The following is a 17,158-nucleotide window of genomic DNA, read 5'->3' on the forward strand; positions in this document are numbered from 1 at the left end:
CGTACCGCCGTTCGACCGGATACGCTCAGCCGGTCGACGTGGGCGAGAGGTGCCGGCCAGGGGGCCCGGCGCAGGTCTCTCCCCGCATCCCGCACCTCAGGTTGCCTCGGGGAGGGACCTCTTTGTCTCGTTTCACCCGCGCGCGGTATCCCCGCGCGCGTATCGCCGTCCTCGCCACCGCGCTCGTCGCCACGGCGGTCGGCCTCTCACCCGCCACGGTGGCCCAGGCCTCGCCGGTCGTCGGCATCGACCAGCTGGACATCACGCCGAACTGGCGGACCGTCCCGCGGCAGGAGACCGTTCTCGCGGTGGGGCCCACGGGCTATGCCCACCGCACGGAGGACTCCGACGAGCACAGCGGTGAGGAGCCGCTGTGGACCGACTTCGCGAGCGGAGCGACGGTGCCGCTGGGGTACGGCAGCGGTAACGAGGCCTTCGGTGAGCGGGGGACCGGCGGGCGGTACGTCTACCTCCAGCACGGCATCGGCACCCACTACCTCCGTGACGTGGAGACCGGTGAGGAAAAGCCGCTGACCATCCCCGAGGACACCGGCTACCGGGGGATCCTCGGCGAGACGCTGCTCTTCCAGCAGTACGAGCCCGGCTCGTCGTACGGCACGACCACCGGGTACCTCCTCCGGCGCGCCGGAGACCCGGACGGGACGCCGATCCCCGTCACCGGCTGGCCCGAGGGCGCCGACCTCCACACGGCGCGGCTCGTGGCCGGCGACGGCGCCACGGCGGTGCTCCGCTTCAAGAGCTCGGCCTCGTACGCGTACACCGACCTCGCGGTGGTCGACCTGCGGACCGGCGCGATGCGGGTGATCGCCTCATCCACCCCGTCGGCAGGCGTGCTCGTCGGACCGGTCGCGGTGACCTCGGAGCGGATCGCCTGGGTCGACAGCGCCCGCACGGTCCACATCCGGCGACTGTCCGACCTGGACACCCCCGGGACGGTCTACCCACTGCCCGAGGGATTCGCGGCCGGCCGCATCGGGCTCGCCGGCGAGTGGGTCATCGCCGTCGGAGAGGCCGGGGGTACGGATGCGGCTCTGCACCGTCGTCTCGTCGCGTTCTCCCCGACGGGGGCGCCGCACCCGCTCCTGGAGCGGGCCGAGGGGGAGATCAACCAGATCGGCGACGGCTCCGGCGTCGCCGTGGTCGGCGGGACCTCCGCCACCGACTGGTCCCTCCTCAAGGTCGTCCCGGGCAAGGGCGGCGGCGCGCCCGCCCTGGAGAAGCTGCGTCGGCTCGAGCCGCTCCCGGCGAAGATCGACGGGCTCGCCCTGGGCGCCGGCCGGCTCACCACCCTGGAGTACGACGGGCCGAAGGGGCCCGGGTTCTACGGCAGGACGCTTCCGGTCGGCCCGGTCCACACCGGGCAGGGCACGCCGGCGTGGCAGGGCGTCGAGACGAACGCCGAGTGGAGGAGGACGCCGCTCTTCGACAGCGGCGACGGCCGCACGGTCTCCCTCCCCCGGATCCCGTACACGGCCCGAGCGGTCGTCTCCCGCGCCGGCACGGGCCGGACGACCAGGGTCGCCGTCGACCAGGACGGCCGCATCGGTGACGCCTTCGGCCGATGGGCGGTCTTCCAGAGCGGGACGCCCACGTTCCCCGGGACGCTCGTCTCCGGCGGCGAGACGGTCGTCGTCAACCTCGACGCGTCGACGGTCGTGTCGCGGCAGTCGCAGACCGCCGCCGCCCTGTGGGGCGACACGCTCTTCACGGGTACGGCGACGGTCGGCGAGGTCGCCCGCAAGGACCTGGCCTCCGGCAAGGACCTCGGCAAGGTCGCGACCGGCTCCGGCTGTCCGCTGACGGAACTCCAGACGGCCGGCGGGCGCTGGCTGTACTGGGCCTGCGGCCAGTTCGCCCAGCAGGGCGTCGTCGATCTGAAGAGCGGCGCCAGGATCGCGCTGCCCCGTTCGTACGGGGAAGGCGGGCTCCTCGGCGACGGCTACTACGTGGACCAGTACAGCTCGTACCTCCGCATCACCGACTTCTCCGGCGGTACGGCGAAGGCGGCACGGCCCCTCGTCGACACGCGGCCGGTGTACGGCGCCCGCCGCGAGGCCTGGACCGTCGACCGCTTCGGCGGCGCCGTCGCCTACCAGGACGCCGAGCACCGCGTCCATGTGGTGTGGCCCGGTGTCCCCACGTCCGACCTGGCCGCGGCCTCGGCGAGCGTGCCCGCGTCGATGCGGATGCAGGAGGGCTGGAAGGCGTCCTGGGCGCTCTCCAAGCCCGCGTCGATCTGGCGGGTGACGGTCCGCGACCGGCACACGGGCAATCCCCTCCGCAGTTTCGGGGCCGACGAGACCCGGGGCCGTATCGACGCCTCGTGGGACGGCAGGACGGCGGCCGGGAAGCCGGTGGCGAACGGCACGTACAGCTGGCACCTGCAGGCGAACTCGGCGGACGGGCAGGGCCGGGACCTCAGTCTGACCGGCACCGTCACGGTCACCGGCGGCAAGCCGGCCTTGCGGGACATGGCCGGGAACGACACACAGGGCGACCTGCTGGCGATGGACACGGCGGGCCTGGTGTCCATGTACCGGGGCGACGGGTACGGCGGTCTTTCGGGGCGGTACGCGGGCACGGGCGCGAAGTTCGCAACCACGTCCGTCCTGGTGCCCTTCGGCGACGTGAACGGCGACGGCTGCGCGGACGTCCTGGCCCGGGTGGGCGACCAGCTGCGGGCGTACCGGCCCGGGTGCGGAAAGGTGGTGTCGGCCTCGTCGCCGTACACGCTGATCGGCTCGGGCTGGAGCCAGTACGACGTCCTGACGTCCCCCGGTGACGCGAACGGCGACGGGTTCACCGACCTGATCGTGCGCCAGGCGTCGAGCGGGGACATGTACTTCTACGCCGGCACGGCCGATCACCGGATGAAGTCCCGCGTCCGGATCGGCACCGACTGGAAGCTGTACAGGAAGATCACCGGCGTTGGTGATCTGAACGGCGACGGCCGCGGCGACCTGCTCGGCGTGGACGCGTCCGGCGCGCTGTGGCGGTACCACGGCACGGCGACCGGCGGCGTGACGGCCCGGGTGAAGCTCGGCCACGGCTGGAACATCTACTCGTCCCTGGTCGGAACAGGCGACATCTCGGGCGACGGCTGCCCGGACCTGGTGGCGCGCGAGACCTCGGGCACGCTCTACAGCTACCTGGGCACGTGCCGCGGCACGTACAGCTCCCGCATACTGATCGGCGGCGGCTGGAACATGTTCAAGGCGCTGTTCTGATCCTCGCGGCGGATCCCCCGCCCCACGCGCCGCACCGCGGGCCACGACGGCCGCGGTGCGGCGCGCGGCCCGGCCCGTGTCGGATACCCGATCGGTTCGGTGGATCTCTCGGGCTATGCTGCACGGGTGTGCTTGTCCACGGGCCGTTAGCTCAATTGGCAGAGCAGCGGACTTTTAATCCGTTGGTTGTGGGTTCGAGTCCCACACGGCCTACGTGTGGCAGGGGAGGGAAACCCCTCTGACCTGCTGCGGAGCGCCCCGACCGGTTTCGGCTGGTCGGGGCGCTCCGTCGTTCCCGCCCGGCGGGTGCGGGGGCACGCACCGGGGGACGGGTCGTACTGTGACGTGACGTCAGGCCGGGCGCGTGGTGCGGCACCGTGGCGCGTCCGGAACGAGGGCGCCGAGCGTGGAGGTGGGGACGGTGACGGAGAACGGATCCCGTGATCCGATCGGGCAGGCCCGGCTGCTCGCCCGGTGGGCGCTGGTCGCCGCCGCGGCGACGGTCGTGCTCCTGCTGACCGGACTCGGCGCCGGGGGGCTGCTGATCCTGTTCAGCGGGCTCGTCGGGATCGCCTGTTCGGCCGTGGGGATCTGGTGGTTCCTCGCCCACCGCGGGCCCCTGCGGCTCCTCGGGGGGCTGCTCGCCGTCGGCGCGCCCCTCACGGTCCTCAGCCTTTACATCGTCGGCGGCCTCTGGCTGACCGCGCTCCTCGCTCTCGGGCTGTGGGCGGTGGCCCTGCTCTGCGCGCGAGCCGCCCTCCGCCGTCTCCGCGACCTGAACGGGGGCGGCAGGGGCCAGCGGACCGACCTGGCGCGCGGCGAGCGGAGGCCCCGGCCCCGGCGGGCCGTGCTGATCATGAACCCTCGGTCCGGTGGCGGTAAGGTCGCCCGCTTCGGCCTCGTCGAGCGCGCCGAGAAGCTGGGCGCCCGGGTCATCCTCCTCGACCCGGCCGTCGAGTCCGACGTCACCGCGCTCGCCCAGGCGGCCGTGGCCGACGGCGCCGACCTGCTCGGAGTGGCCGGCGGCGACGGTACGCAGGCGCTCGTCGCCGCCGTGGCCGCCGAGCACGACCTGCCCTTCCTCGTCATCTCGGCCGGTACCCGCAACCACTTCGCCCTCGACCTGGGCCTCGACCGCGCCCACCCGGCCACCTGCCTGGACGCCCTCGTCGACGGCGAGGAACTCCGGATCGACCTGGGCTCCGTCTCCGGGCGCGCCTTCGTGAACACGGTCTCCTTCGGCGTGTACGCGGACGTCGTCCAGCACCCCGAGTACCGCGACGCGAAGGCGGGCACCGCGCTCGACGTCCTGCCCGATCTGCTCCAGGGCGGCGAGGGCGACCGCCTCGACGCCATCGCGGACGACGTACGGCTGCCCGCGCAGCAGGCGATCCTCGTCAGCAACAACCCGTACGCGGCGCCCGATCCGTTCGGAGCCGCCACGGCCCGCAGACCGCGGCTCGACGGCGGTCGGCTCGGGGTGATCGGCGTCCGCGTCGACGGCGCGGCCCGGGCCGCCGAACTGGCCGTACGGGGAACCCAGTCGACCGGCCTGAACGTTCTGACGGCGGCGCGCGTCGAGGTGACGGGGAAGGCGGTCGGTGGGGTTGGCGGGGCTGAGGGGGCCGATGGGGTCGATGGGGCCGATGGGGCTAATGGGGCTAGCGGGTCCGGTGGGTCTGGGGACCTTGGTGGGTCCGGGGCGTCCGGTGGGTCCCGTGGGTCCAGTGCGTCTCATACATCCAGTGCGTCCGGTGGGTCCGGTGGCTCTCCTGAGTCCGGTGAGGCTGATGGGGACAGTGGGGTCAGCCCTGCCAGGGGGTCCCGCAATGACCCCGGATTCCCCGCCGCCGGCGCCCTCGACCCCGACTCCATCGCCGTAGCCGTCGACGGCGAGGCGCTGATCCTGCCCACCCCCGTCGTCTGTACCCTCCGACCCGGTGCCCTGCGGGTCCTGGTGCCCCGCGACCGGCCGGGAGCCAGCGACCCCGTGCCACCGATGAACTGGCGGCGCGTCATCGAACTCGCCTTCCACCATCCTTCCCACCCCTACCCGAGGAGCGGCGCATGACCGGGACGACCACCCAGACCCCCTTCCAGGCCGTACTCCGGGACCTCCGCGCGATCGACGGCGCCGTGTACGCCGCCGTGGCCGCCACCCCCAGCCCCGCGCTCGACGCGGGACTGCGCAGGCTCTCCCACACGGCCGACCACTCCAAGATCTCCTTCACGGTGGCGGCGGCCCTCGCCCTGGTCCCCGGCCGGCCGCGCCGGGCGGCCCTCGCCGGGGTCGGGGCCATCGCCGTGGCCTCGGCGGCGGCGAACCTCCTCGGCAAGCGCCTGGTGCGCCGGGACAGGCCGGACCGCGAGGCGGCCCGGGTGGTCGCGGGCCGCCATGTGCCGATGCCGGACTCGGCCTCGTTCCCGTCCGGGCACACCGCGTCGGCGGTCGCCTTCGCCACCGCCGTCGGAGTGGTGCTGCCCCCGGCCGCGGTGCCGCTCCAGGTCCTCGCGATGGCGGTGGGCTACTCCCGGGTCCACACCGGCGTCCACTACCCCGGCGACGTCGCCGCCGGCGCCGTCCTCGGCATCGCCAGCGCCGGCCTCGCCCTGGCGGCCGGAGCCTCCTGGTCCGCCGCCCGCGGATCCGCCGCCCGGGGACCGAGCGCCTGAGGCTCCGCCCGGCGGCCCCAGGCCCGCGGCCGGTCGGGGACCGAGCGCCTGAGGCTCCGCCTGGCGGCCCCAGGCCCGCGGCCGGCCGGGGGCGGACCGCCCGCCTGAGCCTCCGCCGGCCCGGGCGTCAGTACCTCGCTCGGCCGAGGTCCTCCTCCGAGAGGTCGAGCGCGGCGAGGCGCTCCGGGTCCGCCAGGATGTGCAGCTCGACGATCCGGTCCCCGGCGATCGTGAACACCATGAGGGCCGCCGGGCGTCCGTTCGCGACCGACAGGACCGCGGGCGCGCCGTTGGCCAGGAGCGGCAGTGCCCCCGTACGGAACTTGGCGTACGTGAGGGCCTGGGCGACGACGGCCTCGGCGCCCCGGACGATCTTGGAGACGGCCGCGAGGGCCTTGCCCCCGTCGGCGCGCAGCACCACGTCCGGGTCAAGGACCGCGAGCAGTCCCTCGAAGTCGCCGCCCTGCGAGGCGGCGAGGAAGGCGTCGGCGATCTCCCGCTGCCTCCGCGCGTCCGGTCCGGCGGCCGGGGAGGCGTCCCGCACCCGGCGGCGGGCGCGGCTGGCGAGCTGGCGGGTGGCGGCCGGGGTGCGGTCGACGATCCGGGCGATCTCGTCGAAGGACACGGCGAACATGTCGTGCAGGACGAACGCGAGCCGTTCCGCCGGCGAAAGGCTCTCCAGGACGACGAGCAGCGCGAGACCGACGGATTCGGTGACCTCGGCCGCGTGCTCGGGGTCGGCGGTGTCGGGGAGCCGGACGACCGGTTCGGGGACGTAGTACTCCAGCGGGTCCTCGCGGCGCGAGCCACGGGCGCGCAGCATGTCGAGGCAGACGCGGCCGACGACCGTGGTCAGCCAGCCGCTGAGGTTCGTCACGCCGCTGACGTCGCTGCGGTTCAGCTTGATCCAGGCCTCCTGGACGGCGTCCTCGGCCTCGCCCAGCGAGCCCAGCATCCGGTACGCCACCGCTCGCAGGTGCCCCCGGTCGGCCTCGAAGCGCCGGGCCAGCAGTTCCTTCTCGTCGTGGTCCACTCGTCGCTCTCCCCGTCCACGTCCCGTCACGCCGTCACCTCATCACGCCATCACCTCGTCATGCCATCTCCTCTTCATGACGTCATGACGGACGAAACCTCGTCGATGTGACACGGCAGGCGCGACGGTGGTCCGGCCGTACGGTCCCGAGGCGTGAGATCCGCGCCGTCTTCCGGTCGACGCGCGGGATTCCCCGGTCTACACCCCCGACCGCCGTGGATCCTCACTTCAGCGCGGTGGTCCTCCTCCGTAGATTGATCACCATGACGACGACAACGACGCAGGTCAACCCGGTACTCCGCACCCCGCCCGCCTCCCCCGCCGCCGCTGCCGCGTACTTCTCCGCGAGCCTCGCCTTCCACGCCGACGTCTCCGACGTGGCCTCCGCGCTCGCCACGGCCGCCGCCGAGGGAACCGACCCGGGCTTCGTGGTCATCGACTCGCGTTCGACCGCCTCCTGGGACCAGGGGCACGTCCCCGGCGCGCTCCACCTGCCCACCGCGCTCATCGCCGAACAGGCCGAGCAGCTGCTCGACCGGTCCGTGCCGGTCGTCACGTACTGCTGGGGTCCCGGTTGCAACGGTGCGACGCGCGCCGCGCTGGCCCTCGCCGAGCTGGGCTTCCAGGTGAAGGAGATGCTCGGCGGGTTCGAGTACTGGGTGCGCGAGGGCTTTGCGTACGAGACCTGGGAGGGGCCCGCGGAGAAGGCGGCGGACCCGCTGACGGCGCCGATCGACTCGGACGACTGCGGCTGCTGACCGCGTGCCCACCACCACTGACCGTGCCCACCGCCGCTGACCGGCACCGATCCGTTCCCGGTCCCGCCGCGCGCCGGCGCCGATCCGCCCCCGGCCCCGCCGACTGACCGGCCGCCGATCGTTGCCGACGTAAACCGATTTCGTGATCGCACCGGTCATGGCGTACAGTCGTGTTTACCGACGCGGGGTGGAGCAGCTCGGTAGCTCGCTGGGCTCATAACCCAGAGGTCGCAGGTTCAAATCCTGTCCCCGCTACTCAGTAGCAACGAAGGCCCGGATCCGAGATCGATCGGATCCGGGCCTTCGTCGTATCCGCGGCACCCCGCGGCCGCGTCGGCTTGACCTTGACGCGACGTCAAGATCTAGCGTTCTCGGTATGGAGTGGTCGATCCAAGAGGTCGCCAAGAAGGCCGGCACCACCAGCCGCACCCTCCGGCACTACGGAGAGCGCGGACTGCTGGAACCGAGCCGGATCGGCGCGAACGGTTACCGGTACTACGACCAGGCGGCGCTCGTGCGTCTGCAGCGCATCCTGCTGCTGCGCGAGCTGGGGCTCTCGCTGCCCGCCATCGCCGAGGTCCTCGCGGGGCAGCGGGACACGTCCGCCGCCCTTCGCACCCATCTCGCCCTCCTGGAGCAGGAGCGGGAGCGCATCGGACGCCGGATCGCGTCGGTGTGGACCACTCTCCACAAGACGGAGAACGGAGAAGAACTCATGGCCGACGAAGTGTTCGACGGTTTCGACCACACGGCGTACGAGGGGGAGGTCACCGAGCGCTGGGGCCGCGACGCGTACGAGAAGGGCGACCGCTGGTGGCGGTCGCTGGACGCCGGGCAGAAGAAGGCGTTCATGGACGAGCAGTCCGGCATCGCCCGCGACTTCGGGCGGGCGCTCAGGGACGGCCTGGCCGCCGGCAGCGACGAGGTGCAGGCGATCGCGCGCCGCCAGGTCGCCTGGCTGACGCACACCACGGCGGTGACCAAGGAGTACGTGATCGGTCTCGGCCGGATGTACGTCGACGACCCGCGGTTCACCGCGAACTACGACAAGCACGGTGAGGGGACCGCGGTCCTCGTCCGGGACGCGATGGAGATCTACGCGGAGCGGAACCTCTGACGGGGGCGGGCGCCCGCCCGTACGCCAGTCGGCCCCGTGGGAGTCGCCGCCCGGCGGGGCGGCGGCCACCCTGGTAGGGCGCGGTACCGACCGCGGCCGGGTACGGACCGGGCAGGAGAGCACAGGTGGGGCACCCCCTAGGAGCGGGCGGCGGTGAGCGGCGGGGCGGTGAGGGCCGCCGCTCGTACGGGCGTGCCCGGCGGTTCATCCGGGCGCTGCCTCCGCTGGTCATCGCCGGCGGGGTCGTGTTCGACCTGCTGACACCGCCCGAGTACACCGCCGCGCCCCTCTTCTCCGCCGCCCCGCTGATCGCCGCCCCCTTCTTCTCCACCCTCACGACGCTCCTGACGGGGATCGCCGCCGTCCTCGCCTCCGTCGGGCTGCACCTCTACAACGGCACCGCCGACGAGATCCCCACCCTGACCGAGACCCTGACCGTGGTCACCGTCGCCGCGCTCGCCCTCCTCATCAGCCGGGTCGTGCGCAGGAGCGGTGAGCGGCTCGCCTCGGCGCGGGTCATCGCGGAGACCGCGCAGAAGGCGGTGCTGCCGACGCCCGCCGAGCGGATCGGGGGTCTGCAGTGCGCGGCCCGCTACGAGGCGGCGCAGGCGGACGCCTTCATCGGCGGCGACCTGTTCGCCGTCCAGGACACCCCCTACGGGGTGCGGCTCGTCGTCGGCGACGTCCGGGGCAAGGGGATGGAGGCGGTCGAGGCCGTCGCCGTCGTCATCGGGGCCTTCCGCGAGGCGGCCGAGCAGGAGCGGAGCCTGGAGGGCGTGGCGCAGCGCCTCGAACGGGCGCTGACCCGTGAGGGCACCCGCCGGGACGGGCTCGACGCCGTCGAGGGGTTCACCACCGCCGTCCTGGCCGAGATCCCGCGCGGCGACGGGAACGGCACCTTCGACGGTTTCGTGCGGGTCGTCAACCGCGGGCACCCGTCGCCGCTGATCCTGTACGCCGACGGGCGTCTGGACACGCTGGAGCCGACCGAGCCGGCCCTGCCGCTCGGCATGGGCGATCTGGCGGCGTGGCCGGACCGGGCCGAGGGGCGCCCCTACCCGCCGGGCGCGACGCTGCTCTTCTACACCGACGGCCTCTCGGAGGCCCGGAACGCGGCGGGTGTCTTCTACGACCCGGGGGAGCGGCTCGCCGGGCGGATCTTCCCGGGGCCGGAGGAGCTGCTCGACGCGCTGGTGGACGACGTACGGCGGCACACGGGCGGCGGGACGACGGACGACATGGCGCTGCTCGCCCTGAGCCGTCCGGCGACGGGGCAGCCGGAGCGGCGCCGCACGATGCCGGTGGTGCCGCCGGGCGGCTCCGGTCACCGGTCGTAGTCGGAAGGTGTCGCTGCGATAACAATTGACATAACGTCAGATCGCAGGGGTTTGGGCTGCTCCCGCTGAAGGACGGTCAACTCGGGCCATTCTCGCCCAATTCCATGAATGATCAAGAGGAACGGCTTGGAATCGGGACCCCCTGTCTATTAACGTTCGATAACGCAGCGCGGTCGTCCCAGCCGCCGCAAGAGGCGGCACCGTGCGCACGCGCCGAATCCTGAAAGGGAACCGGGGAACCACCAATTGGGGTGAATCGGGCTCATCGCATCGCTGCGACGTGCCCGTAGGAGACCTTCCTGCTCCGAACCCGTCAGCTAACCCGGTAGGCGAGAAGGAAGGAAAGGAGCGCCCCTTCGTGGCGTCCAACACCCCCGCACCCGAGGCACCCTTCGACGCCTTCGGTGGTGGTGCGGGTCCCGCCGCGCCCGGCACCGAGTGGAATCCCACCGAGGACTCCCTCCGTGCCCAGAGCCGCTCCGGCGGCCGGCACCGGGTCGTCAAGCAGCGTTCCCACTTCGCCCGCTCCTCCACCGTCCTCGGCGTCGGTGTCATCGCGGCCGTCGGCGCCGGCGGCCTCGCCACCGCCCAGGAGAGGCCGCCCGTAGCCATCTCCTTGCCGGACCTCCCGGACCTAAACCTGCCGGACGCCCACGACCTTCCGGGCGTCGGCGACCTTCTCCCGGACGAGGACGCCGACACGGCCTCGGACATGGATCTGGCGGCCGCCGAGGCCCCCCGCTCCAACCCGAACCCGCTCACCGCCGCCACGTACACCACCCCCGACGACGAGCGGGGCGCGACGGCCGCGCAGGCCGCCACGGCGGCCACCGGCACCGCCGACGCGGGCGAGGCCCTGCGCGCCCGCATCCTCCAGCAGGCCGAGCAGCAGCAGGCGTCCGCCGACGCCGCCGACAAGGCCGCGGCCGAGAAGGCGGCGGCGGAGAGGGCCGCGGCGGAGGCCGCGGCCAAGGCCGAGGCGGCGGAGAAGGCGGCCGCCGAGGCGAAGGCGAAGGCCGAGGCGGAGGCCAAGGCCAAGGCGGAGGAGGAGGCCAGGGCGAAGGCCGAGGCCGAGCGCCTCGCGCAGCTCGCCGCGAGCTACTCGATGCCCCTCTCCTCGTACTCCGTGAGCGCCACCTACATGCAGTCCGGCTCGATGTGGTCCTCCGGCCACCACACGGGCCTCGACTTCGCCGCCCCCACCGGCACCCCGCTCAAGGCGGTCCACGGCGCCACCGTGAAGTCGGCGGGCTGGTCCGGCTCGTACGGCTACCGGATCGTCCTGGAGCTGGAGGACGGCACCGAGGTCTGGTACTGCCACCTGTCGTCCATGACGGTCGGCGTCGGCCAGACCGTGGGCACCGGCGAGACGATCGGCCGCGTCGGCGCCACCGGCAACGTCACCGGCGCCCACCTCCACATGGAGGTGCACACGCCCGGCGGCTCCGGCATCGACCCGGCGGAGTGGCTCCGCTCGAAGGGCCTGACGGTCTGAGGGCCCTGACGGCTGGGGACCCTGACGGTCCGAGGGCCCTGACGGCTGGGGACCCTGACGGCTGGGGACCCTGACGGTCCGAGGGCCCTGAGGACGGGGGAGCGGGGCCTTCAGCTCCGGTACGGGTTGTAGCCGTCGTAGTCCAGGTACTGCGGGGGCGCCCACACCCGGCCCGTCGCCCTGGCCGCGTACGTGAGCGCCGGGGAGGCGACCTCGCGGCGCTGCCACAGGTGGTGCAGCAGCTCCTGTTCGCGGGCCGGGAAGTCGGGCCCGGCCGTGCCGCGCCGGGCCCGGTCCCGGAGCAGCGCCAGGGTCGTCGCGAAGGACTCGTACTCGCCCACCGTCCGCGCCGCCGCCGGACCGTACGTCCGGGCGGCGAACGAGCGGGCCAGCTGACGGGCCCGCATCGAGGAGAGCGCCGGCGGCTCGGCGGGCGAGAGCCAGCCGGCCGCCGCGTACGCCGGGAGCTCCCCGGATATCGTGCGCAGCTCCCGCTGCCGGCCCCACACCGCGAGCCAGGTCAGCAGGCCGAAGACCGGGACCATCAGCGCCCCGTACACCGCGAAGAAGGCCCAGGGGCCGCCGAAGGTGGCCGAGCCGTTCCAGGCGGCGTGCAGGCCCATGGCGAGCAGGAGGCCCGCGAGCGGCAGCAGCACCTTCCGGAGGCGCTTGCCGCGGGGGGCGAGCGCGGCGAAGCCGAAACCGATGCCGCTGAGCACGGTGAACAGCGGATGCGCGAACGGCGACATGACGACCCGTACGAAGAAGGTCGCCGCGGTCACCGAGCCCAGACCGGAGGAGCCGAACTCCTGGTCTTCGCCGAAGGCGTTGCCGAGGTAGAGGATGTTCTCGGTGAAGGCGAAGCCGGTCGCGGTGAAACCGGCGATCACGACCCCGTCGACGAGACCGCCGAAGTTCCTTCTGCGGAAGAGGAACAGCAGCAGGATCGCGGCCGCCTTCGCGCTCTCCTCCACCACCGGGGCGACCACCGTCGCACCGAGGGTGTCCGCCGAGTCCGGGTCCGCGGTGGCCGTCGCTATCCAGCGCACCGCGAAGGAGTTCGCCAGGATGGCGACGAGCGCGGCGGCGAAGGCGCCCCACGCGAAGGCGAAGAGCAGGTTCTTCCACGGCCCCGGCTCGACCCGGTCGAGCCAGCGGAACGCGGCCATGAGCAGCGGTACGGGAAGCACGGCCAGCCCGAGGCCGACGAGGAAGCCCTCGGTGCCGGTCTGCTCGCGGACGAGGGCCAGGATGAACAGGGCGCAGATCGCGAGCACGGTGATGACGGCGACGGCCCGGACCAGCCGGCTGCGCCAGAAGGCCCGGTGTGGCCGGTACCGCCACTGGGACCGGTCGGCGGCGGCGGGGAAGGCCGGCTCCTCGGTGTCCCGGTGCGGGACGGGAGCGGTCTCCGGCTGGTCGGCGGGGGCGGGGTTCGACACGTGAGCGACCCTAACGACCCCCACCGACAGCGGGCGACGGGGTTACCGGATCAGGAGCGCCGCGCGGTCACTTCCGGCGGAAGAGAAGGTCGTGCACGACGTGGCCCTTGTCCAGGCCCTGGCCCTCGAAGCGGGTGAGGGGCCGGAAGTCCGGGCGGGGGGCGTAACCGCCGTCGGCCAGGGTGTTCTCGAAGTCCGGGTGCGCGGAGAGCACTTCCAGCATCTGCTCGGCGTACTCCTCCCAGTCCGTGGCGCAGTGCAGGACGGCCCCGGGCTTCATCCGGGTCGCGAGGAGGCTGAGGAACTCGGGTTGGATGAGCCGCCGCTTGTGGTGGCGCGCCTTGGGCCACGGGTCGGGGAAGTAGACCCGGCAGCCGTCGAGCGCGTCCGTGGTGAGCATCTCGCGAAGCAGGATGATCGCGTCGCCGTTGGCGACCCGGACGTTCGTCAGGCCGTTGCGGTCGGCCAGGCCGAGCAGGTTGCCCTGGCCGGGCGTGTGCACGTCGACGGCGAGGATGCCGGTGCCGGGGTCGGCGGCGGCCATCTGCGCGGTCGCCTCGCCCATGCCGAAGCCGATCTCCAGGACGACCGGGAGCCCGCCGAACATCTCGCCGAGGTCGAGGACCCGCTTGCCGTCGATGTCGAGACCCCAGTCGGGCCACCGCTTCAACATGGCCTCGGCCTGACCGGTGGTGACGCGGCTGCGGCGCGGCTGGAAGCTGCGGATCCGGCGCTCGTGATGCGACCCGGCGGGGTCGGGCAGGGGGCCCTCGCCGGGGGCGAACCTCTGGCTGCCGCGTCGGGCGGGGGGCTGGGCGGGGTGCGGGGTCATCTCAGGCTGCTCAGACACAATGCCCCGATTCTACGGCGCGCCCACCCCCCACCGGGCCCGGCGCGGGGCCGGGTCACAGCAGGGCCAGCGCCCGGCCCGCCACCTCCCGGCCGATCGGCAGGGACGCCGTCGCCGCCGGCGACGGCGCGTTCAGCACGTGGACCGTCCGGGCGGCCTCGCGGATCAGGAAGTCGTCGACCAGGGTCCCGTCCCGCAGCACCGCCTGCGCCCGCACCCCCGCCGCCGCCCGGCGCAGGTCGGACTCCTCCACCACCGGAAGCAGCCGCCGCACCGCCTCGGTGAACGCCCGCTTCGACAGCGACCGGTGCAGCTCCCCCGCCCCGTATCGCCAGTGCGCGCGGGCGATCGACCACGAGCCGGGCCACGCCAGGGTGGCGCCCAGTTCGCGCGGGCGGACGACGGACCAGCCGTACCCCTCCCGCGCGAGCGCCGGGACCGCGTTCGGCCCGATGTGGACGCCGCCGTCGATGCCCCGGGTCAGGTGCACCCCGAGGAACGGGAAGGCCGGGTCGGGCACCGGATAGACCAGCCCCCGCACCAGCGAGGGGTCCGCGAGCTCGTAGTACTCGCCCCGGAAGGGGACGATCCGCATGCCCGGGTCGTCACCCGCGAGGAGCGCGATCCGGTCGCAGTGCAGCCCCGCGCAGTTCACCAGGACCCGCGCCCGCACCACCCGGCCGTCCGCCGTCCGCACGGCGACCCCCCACGGCCGCCGGTCGATCGCGGTGACCTCCGCCCCGTACAGGATGCGGGCCCCGGAGGCCTCGGCGAGCCGCTCGGACACCGCCCGGTAGTCGCAGACGCCGGTGGTGCCGACGTGGATCGCGGCCAGGCCCCGCACCCGGGGCTCGTACTCGCTGATCTGCGCCGGTCCCAGCTCGCGGACCGGAATGCCGTTCTCCCGGCCGCGCTGCACGAGCGCGTGCAGCCGGGGCAGCTCCTCGCGCGCGGTGGCGACGACGAGCTTGCCCTTCACCTCATACGGAATGTCCCACTCCGCGCAGAACTTGACCATCTCGGCCGCGCCCTCGACCGCGAACCGGGCCTTGAGCGAGCCCGGCCGGTAGTAGATCCCGCTGTGGATCACCCCGCTGTTGCGTCCGGTCTGGTGGCGCGCGAGGGCGTGCTCCTTCTCCAGGACCGTGACCCGGGTGCCGGGAGCGGCGCGCGTCAGGGCGTACGCCGTCGACAGACCGACGATCCCGCCGCCGATCACCAGCACGTCACAGTCAAACACCAGCGCCACCTCCCACCCCCGATAGTGCACTGGCCCACTGACAATCCCGTGAAACCTCGCGCGAGGGCACGAGACGCAGGTCACGCCACCGGGGCGGGCGTCACGCCGGGGCGACGAGCAGCGGCCTGGCCCGTTCCCGCAGCTCCATGACCCGCGGCTCGTCCCCGTACGGCTCCAGCCGGTGCAACAGGTCCCGCACGTACTCCGTCGTCCGCGCCGAGGAGATCCGGCCGGCCACCTCCACCGCGCGCGTACCCGCCGCGCAGGCCGCGTCCAGGTTCCCCGACTCCAGCTCGGCGACGGCGGACACCACGAGCCGCAGCCCGTGCGAGCGGACGAACTCCTCGGTCGGCCGGGAGAGCGCCTGCTCCGTGAAGCGGCGCACCTCGTGGGGCGCCTTCAGGTCGCGGTAGCACTCCGCCGCGTCGGCGCAGAACCGGTCGTACGAGTAGAAGCCCAGCCAGGTCGGGTCGGCGTCGCCCTCCCGGGAGCGCTCGAGCCAGCCCTCGGCGGACTTGAGCGCGGCCGCGGCGGCGACCCCGTCCCCGGCCTTCGCGTGCGCGCGTGCTTCGACGAGCCGGAAGAAGGACATGGTGCGGGCGGTGGCCAGGCCCCGGTTCCGCTCCAGCGCGGCCTGGGCGAGGTCCACGCCCTCGTCGGCGAAGCCCCGGTACGTGGCCTGGAGGGACATGGAGGCGAGGACGTAACCGCCGAGGGGCACGTCGGCGGCGGCGCGGGCGAGCCGCAGCGCCTGGATGTAGTAGCGCTGGGCGGCCTCCTGCTGTCCGGTGTCGAAGGCCATCCAGCCGGCGAGCCGGGTGAGCTCGGCGGTCGCGCCGAACAGGGCCCGGCCGACCTCGTCGGAGTACGAGGCCAGGAGGAGGGGCGCGGCGTCCACGCGTAAGCACTCGGGGACCATGGACGACCGCCAGTCCCCGCCGCCGTACTTCGAGTCCCAGCGGCGCGCGTCCTCGGCGGCCTCGCGGAGTTTGGCGACGTCACTGTGGCCCACGCGCGCGTGCTCCGTGACGGTGGCGGCCGTGACGCCGCCCGCCGGGCGGGGCGCCTCCCGCTCCACCGACGGGTCGGCGGGCGTTATCAGCCAGCGGGACGCGGGCGTCGCGTACGCGCTCACCGCGAAGGACCCGGCGAGCGACTGCCAGATCCCGCCACCGCCGGCCCGCCGGCCGGCGAGGTCGAGCCGGTACAGATCGGTGGCCGAGCGCACCGCCTCGCCCACGTCACGCGGGAAGGCGAGACCCACCTCGGGCGCCGGGTCGGCGTCGGCCAGCCCGATCTCGTGCAGCGGCACGGGCCGGCCCAGCTTCTGCCCGATCGCGGCGGCGATCAGGTGCGGGGCGGCGCCCTGCGGCACCATGCCCTTGGCCACCCAGCGGGCGACCGAGGTCTTGTCGTACCGAAGCGTCAGACCCCGCTGCGCACCGAGGTCGTTGACGCGCCGGGCGAGCCCGGCGTTGCTGATTCCCGCGAGGGCGAGAACCGTGCCGAGCTTTTCGTTCGGCCCGCGTTGCTCCCTGGACATGACGCCACCCCTCGACCACCCAGCCGGCCGCCACGACGCCGGGCATAGGCGTGCGGCATTCGTCAACACAGCGTAGTTCGCCGCATCCCTACCGTTAAGGGGCAGAGTTCCGTATGGCGAGATTGTTGTGTGAAAGGCCGACGGGTCGGACCGGTGGCCAGGATCGTGCTCCCGCCGTGTGGCCGTGCGCCCGGCCGTGCGCTCTCCAGAGGCCGCCCGGGGAGCGCTTCCATGAGGAGCGCGTGGGTCGGCCCGCTCGGCCGGGATCGGTGTCCCGGACCGGTGGGCTGGGGGATACCGCCGCCCCATTCCCCGCGGGCGGCGGCCGGCACCGGGAGGCGCGAGCGCCTCCCGGGCTGCCGGTGACCTGTGGGAAGCGGTGTGCGCGGGCGGAGGCCCGGACACCTTCCACCCCCGCCGGG

The 17,158-nt window shown here is 73.6% G+C and carries 12 protein-coding genes, 2 tRNA genes and 1 riboswitch; of the genes, 9 read left to right on the top strand and 5 right to left on the bottom strand.

Features of this window, described 5'->3' with window-relative positions; all coding sequences use genetic code 11:
• The first annotated feature begins 122 nt into the window (after positions 1-122).
• The 4 genes from ACFWV2_RS23630 to ACFWV2_RS23645 all read left to right on the top strand — a co-directional run bounded on the left by ACFWV2_RS23630 (position 123) and on the right by ACFWV2_RS23645 (position 5,921).
• Positions 123-3,248, top strand: coding sequence for an FG-GAP-like repeat-containing protein (locus tag ACFWV2_RS23630; protein WP_384407347.1), 3,126 nt, complete (start codon positions 123-125; stop codon positions 3,246-3,248).
• A gap of 140 nt (positions 3,249-3,388) precedes the next feature.
• Positions 3,389-3,461, top strand: a tRNA-Lys gene (locus ACFWV2_RS23635).
• A gap of 208 nt (positions 3,462-3,669) precedes the next feature.
• Complete coding sequence (locus ACFWV2_RS23640) at positions 3,670-5,319, top strand: diacylglycerol/lipid kinase family protein (protein WP_384407349.1); 1,650 nt, start codon at positions 3,670-3,672, stop codon at positions 5,317-5,319.
• Positions 5,316-5,921: a phosphatase PAP2 family protein gene (locus tag ACFWV2_RS23645; protein ID WP_384407351.1), complete on the top strand. Its 606-nt coding sequence runs from the start codon at positions 5,316-5,318 to the stop codon at positions 5,919-5,921. Before ACFWV2_RS23640 ends, ACFWV2_RS23645 begins: the two co-directional genes overlap by 4 nt.
• A 127-nt stretch (positions 5,922-6,048) precedes the next feature.
• Here ACFWV2_RS23645 and sigJ read toward each other — a convergent pair whose 3' ends face one another.
• On the bottom strand, positions 6,049-6,954 hold the full coding sequence (gene sigJ, locus ACFWV2_RS23650; RefSeq protein ID WP_384407353.1) for an RNA polymerase sigma factor SigJ: 906 nt from the start codon (positions 6,952-6,954) through the stop codon (positions 6,049-6,051).
• 263 nt (positions 6,955-7,217) lie between these two features.
• Here sigJ and ACFWV2_RS23655 point away from each other — a divergent pair, with 263 nt between their 5' ends.
• From ACFWV2_RS23655 to ACFWV2_RS23675, 5 genes are all read left to right on the top strand, one after another.
• Positions 7,218-7,712, top strand: coding sequence for a rhodanese-like domain-containing protein (locus ACFWV2_RS23655; protein WP_360787710.1), 495 nt, complete (start codon positions 7,218-7,220; stop codon positions 7,710-7,712).
• A 181-nt stretch (positions 7,713-7,893) separates the two neighbouring features.
• Positions 7,894-7,967, top strand: a tRNA-Met gene (locus ACFWV2_RS23660).
• A gap of 121 nt (positions 7,968-8,088) precedes the next feature.
• Positions 8,089-8,829 carry a MerR family transcriptional regulator gene (locus ACFWV2_RS23665; RefSeq protein ID WP_384407355.1) on the top strand — a complete coding sequence of 247 codons (741 nt, stop codon included), beginning with the start codon at positions 8,089-8,091 and terminating at the stop codon, positions 8,827-8,829.
• Between the two features lie 125 nt (positions 8,830-8,954).
• Positions 8,955-10,166 (top strand): PP2C family protein-serine/threonine phosphatase, encoded by a 1,212-nt coding sequence (locus ACFWV2_RS23670; protein WP_384407357.1) that lies wholly within the window; start codon positions 8,955-8,957, stop codon positions 10,164-10,166.
• A 201-nt stretch (positions 10,167-10,367) separates the two neighbouring features.
• Positions 10,368-10,513: riboswitch (cyclic di-AMP (ydaO/yuaA leader) on the top strand.
• Between the two features lie 11 nt (positions 10,514-10,524).
• The gene (locus tag ACFWV2_RS23675; RefSeq protein ID WP_384407359.1) at positions 10,525-11,661 is read left to right on the top strand and encodes a M23 family metallopeptidase; all 1,137 of its coding nucleotides are present in this window, start codon (positions 10,525-10,527) and stop codon (positions 11,659-11,661) included.
• Between the two features lie 110 nt (positions 11,662-11,771).
• Here the strand turns inward: ACFWV2_RS23675 and ACFWV2_RS23680 are convergent, their stop codons facing one another.
• The 4 genes from ACFWV2_RS23680 to ACFWV2_RS23695 form a co-directional block, all read right to left on the bottom strand.
• The gene (locus ACFWV2_RS23680) at positions 11,772-13,103 is read right to left on the bottom strand and encodes a PrsW family intramembrane metalloprotease (RefSeq protein WP_384407361.1); all 1,332 of its coding nucleotides are present in this window, start codon (positions 13,101-13,103) and stop codon (positions 11,772-11,774) included.
• 67 nt (positions 13,104-13,170) lie between these two features.
• Positions 13,171-13,935 (bottom strand): tRNA (guanosine(46)-N7)-methyltransferase TrmB, encoded by a 765-nt coding sequence (gene trmB, locus ACFWV2_RS23685; RefSeq protein WP_384407384.1) that lies wholly within the window; start codon positions 13,933-13,935, stop codon positions 13,171-13,173.
• A gap of 73 nt (positions 13,936-14,008) precedes the next feature.
• Positions 14,009-15,193, bottom strand: coding sequence for an L-2-hydroxyglutarate oxidase (gene lhgO / locus ACFWV2_RS23690; protein ID WP_384407363.1), 1,185 nt, complete (start codon positions 15,191-15,193; stop codon positions 14,009-14,011).
• A 100-nt stretch (positions 15,194-15,293) separates the two neighbouring features.
• A complete protein-coding gene (locus ACFWV2_RS23695; RefSeq protein ID WP_384407365.1) occupies positions 15,294-16,736 on the bottom strand; it encodes an MFS transporter in 1,443 nt (480 codons plus the stop codon).
• Between the last annotated feature and the right edge of the window lie 422 nt (positions 16,737-17,158).

The sequence above is a fragment of the Streptomyces sp. NPDC058671 genome, from assembly GCF_042716475.1.
GTDB lineage: Bacteria > Actinomycetota > Actinomycetes > Streptomycetales > Streptomycetaceae > Streptomyces.

Coding starts and splice junctions, on each gene's coding strand:
- ACFWV2_RS23645 (WP_384407351.1), top strand. CDS start 5,316: ATGACCGGGACGACCACCCAGACCCCCTTCCAGGCCGTACTCCGGGAC.
- ACFWV2_RS23655 (WP_360787710.1), top strand. CDS start 7,218: ATGACGACGACAACGACGCAGGTCAACCCGGTACTCCGCACCCCGCCC.
- ACFWV2_RS23665 (WP_384407355.1), top strand. CDS start 8,089: ATGGAGTGGTCGATCCAAGAGGTCGCCAAGAAGGCCGGCACCACCAGC.
- trmB (WP_384407384.1), bottom strand. CDS start 13,935: ATGACCCCGCACCCCGCCCAGCCCCCCGCCCGACGCGGCAGCCAGAGG.
- ACFWV2_RS23695 (WP_384407365.1), bottom strand. CDS start 16,736: ATGTCCAGGGAGCAACGCGGGCCGAACGAAAAGCTCGGCACGGTTCTC.